The organism is Clostridium sp. CAG:43 (assembly GCF_000434655.1).
Classification (GTDB): Bacteria; Bacillota; Clostridia; order Lachnospirales; family Lachnospiraceae; genus Otoolea; species Otoolea fessa.
This window is the reverse complement of the sequence record NZ_FR895118.1, coordinates 38587-40608: the sequence shown is the minus strand read 5'-3', so window position 1 is coordinate 40608 and position 2022 is coordinate 38587. Positions and strand designations below refer to the sequence as shown.

The 2022-nt window shown below is 50.2% G+C and carries 2 protein-coding genes; both read left to right on the top strand.

The annotated features are described in order from the left end of the window. Nucleotides 1-137: 137 nt before the first annotated feature. Entirely contained in the window at nucleotides 138-656 is a 519-nt protein-coding gene (locus QVO97_RS12630) for an Hsp20/alpha crystallin family protein (protein WP_022360671.1), read from the top strand. 158 nt (nucleotides 657-814) lie between these two features. Next, nucleotides 815-2020 (top strand): DnaJ C-terminal domain-containing protein, encoded by a 1206-nt coding sequence (locus tag QVO97_RS12625; RefSeq protein WP_022360670.1) that lies wholly within the window; start codon nucleotides 815-817, stop codon nucleotides 2018-2020. Nucleotides 2021-2022: the final 2 nt, after the last annotated feature.

Genomic DNA, 2022 nt, shown 5'->3' with positions numbered 1-2022 from the left:
TCACCTCTTGACAGTGCTAATTATGTGTGTTATATTACAGCTAGAACAAAGGGAAGGAACAAGGAAATGAGAACGAGCTTGTTGCCACCGATGTTTTCACATAGATGTTAAGATAATACGAAAAGGAGAGATGACTTATGTATATGCCGAGCATTTTTAATAATAGTGTATTTGATAACTTTGATAACTGGATGGATTTTTCTTTCCCGAGCTTTAACCAGAGACTGTATGGCGCTTCCTCTTCCCAGCTGATGAAGACGGATGTCAAGGAAACCGATAAGGATTATGAAGTTTCCATCGACCTGCCGGGATTTAAGAAAGACGAACTTCAGATTGAGCTGAAAGATGGCTATCTGACCGTCAGCGGTTCGAAAGAAGTTACATCGAAAGATATGCCGGAGGAGAATCAGAAGGATGCAACGACCGCAGAAGCAGATGCTTCTAAGAAGGACGCTAAAGCCGAGCAGAAAACCGTTAAATATATCCGCCAGGAACGCTACAGCGGCAATGTAAGCAGAAGCTTCTACGTCGGCGAGAACTTGGAAGAAAAGGATATCCATGCCAAATTTGAAAATGGCACACTGACCCTGACCTTCCCGAAAGAGCTGGAAAAGAAAGCGGTTGAAGAGAAGCATTTCGTTTCCATCGAAGGTTAATAATCAAATAGGCAGCTGTGGCTCACACATTGTGTTGCCAGCAGCCAGATAGCTTCAGGAGCTGTCGCAGGAATGCGGCAGCTTCTATCATACCCAATCTTTTATCATAACCTAAATAATTGAAACTTAAATCACTGCATCTACGGAGGTGATAATCGATGGCAGAGAAAAGAGACTATTATGACATACTGGGGATAAAGCGGGACGCCAGTGCGGAGACGATCAAAAAGGCATTCCGGAAACTTGCCAAAAAGTATCACCCGGATTCCAATGCCGGTAATCCCCAGGCAGAGCAGATGTTTAAGGATGTCAACGAAGCCTATTCGATCTTAAGTGATCCAGAAAAGAAGAAACTCTACGATCGCTTCGGTCACGCCGCATTTGACCCGAACAGCGCCGCATACGGCGGAGCTGGCGGTGCCGGCGCTTCTGGAAATGGTTCATTTGGCTCCGGCTTTGGCGGTACCGGTCAGGGCGGTGCCTGGCACTATCAGAGCGGTCCGGGCGGTTATGCAGAATACCATTTTACCGGGGATGACTTGGACGATATGGGTGACATTTTTGGAGATATGTTTGGCGGCATGTTCCACGGCAAGAGTTCGGGCGGCAGTTCCCGCAGCCGACATTTCACGGGCGGTTCCGGGTTTGGCGGCTCTGGGACTCATTTTACCGGTGGTTCCAGTTTTGGCGGTTCTAGCGCTCATTTTGGCGGCGGGTCTGGCTTTGGCGGCTTCGGCGGCAGTCAGGGCTTTCACAGCGCCGACTTCCGTGAGAAAGGTTCTGACCTCACGTCCGATGTAACCATAAGCTTTGATGAAGCCGTATCCGGCTGCGAGAAGCTCATCACTCTGCAGAACCCACAGACCGGCAAGCGCCAGTCTTTACAGGTTCACATCCCAGCGGGCATCGATACCGGTAAATCTATCCGTCTGAAAGGAAAAGGCATGCCGGGAACGAGCGGCGGCGAGGCGGGCGATCTTCTTTTNNNGGGCGATCTTCTTTTAAATATCACCGTCACCGCGAAACCGGGATGGGAGCGCAAGGAGATGGATGTTTACTCGACCGTCCGCATTCCGTTTACCACCGCAGTCTTCGGCGGTGAGGCGCTGGTTTCCACCCTGTACGGCAATGTCCTGTGCAAGATCGCAGCCGGGACGCAGTCGGGAACCAAGATTAAATTAAAGGGAAAAGGCATTGTTTCCATGAAGAATCCGTCCATCCATGGCAATCAGTACGTGACGGTCCAGATCGATGTCCCGAACCATCTGACCCCCGAGGCAGAACAGAAACTTCGCGAATTTGAACACGCCTGCGGACTGAACAAAAACAGTCAGGGCGGACCCAACGGCAGGAGCGCAGCTTGATG

Coding starts and splice junctions, on each gene's coding strand:
- QVO97_RS12630 (WP_022360671.1), top strand. CDS start 138: ATGTATATGCCGAGCATTTTTAATAATAGTGTATTTGATAACTTTGAT.